This is a genomic window from Pseudomonas lurida (assembly GCF_013522705.1).
In the GTDB taxonomy this organism is placed as follows: domain Bacteria; phylum Pseudomonadota; class Gammaproteobacteria; order Pseudomonadales; family Pseudomonadaceae; genus Aquipseudomonas; species Aquipseudomonas quebecensis.
On record NZ_JAAMRE010000070.1, the window covers coordinates 1 to 988 of the forward strand.

The 988-nt window shown below is 50.9% G+C and carries 1 protein-coding gene and 1 pseudogene; both read right to left on the minus strand.

What is annotated here, in order from left to right:
* Positions 1 to 217, minus strand: a pseudogene (locus G7025_RS26660) (hypothetical protein); the annotation flags it as partial.
* A gap of 543 nt (positions 218 to 760) precedes the next feature.
* A partial coding sequence (locus G7025_RS26565; RefSeq protein WP_181081942.1) for a hypothetical protein occupies positions 761 to 988 on the minus strand: 228 nt, incomplete at its 5' end.

The window sequence follows — 988 nt, forward strand, 5'->3', positions numbered from 1 at the left end:
TATTGCTAGCCCTGACAAATTGAGCGGCGGGCGTGCCTGAATCGAAGATTGTCTTGCGGCTTGCATCTCGAAGCCGTACACCGAATGTGGACAGCGGTTGTGCTACGTACCCAGCAACGAACCACCGACCCACCGGTTTGATCGTATACATGTTGAAGATACGCACCCTAAACCCAATCCAATTGCCCGCAGAACCAAATATTTCAAGGTTACTCATCCCGATTATGCCGTTTGCACTATCGGGTCTAATGAAAACAAGGGGCTGCTCCTGGGTTGTGATGGGAGAAGGGAAGAACGTTGACGATGAGTTTCCATCGTCTTCGGTCCCCACATACCTCCCCTTGTACATAACAACAAGTCTCGAATATTCTGAATCAATTACTATTCGATTGTCGTCTCCTGCCTTAAACACAAGGCCATACGATTCCGCCATATCATTTAAACCTCACAACTGTCAGTCGCTGCCTCGTAATAGTAATGGCCGAGGTGTTGTATGGATCGCCTTTAATGGTTCTCCACACTCGCACCAACCCATTTAGGATCTCCGGCTCTACCTGCGCATCATATCGAGCATCGACCGCTTGTATTGGCGTCGGAAAAGCAGCGGCGTTTTGCGGTGTAATCCCCGGGATCGGTATATCTATAAACTTTGCCCCCCAGGTTTGAGGGGTGATTATTTCTGAGTAAACGACCCTCATCGTGAATGACGTTTCATCAAGTTCAACAAGGCCAGTAGCCCCCTTGATCCTCATTCCAAAAGTCATACTGAAGTCCTCCCGACCACCACCCGGTCGACTTCGTTCGCATCGAACACGGTCAACCCATCGTTGTTGAGCAGAGAAGAACCACCCGTGCCTGCGCTACGGAGGGTAAACGTGCCTGCCGGAATGTTGATTTCCAGCAGCGGTCGGCCTTTCGAATCCACCGCCGGCGAGCGAAGCACCATGCCCAGGATGATTTCCTGAATGATCGCCTTACTGATGATCGC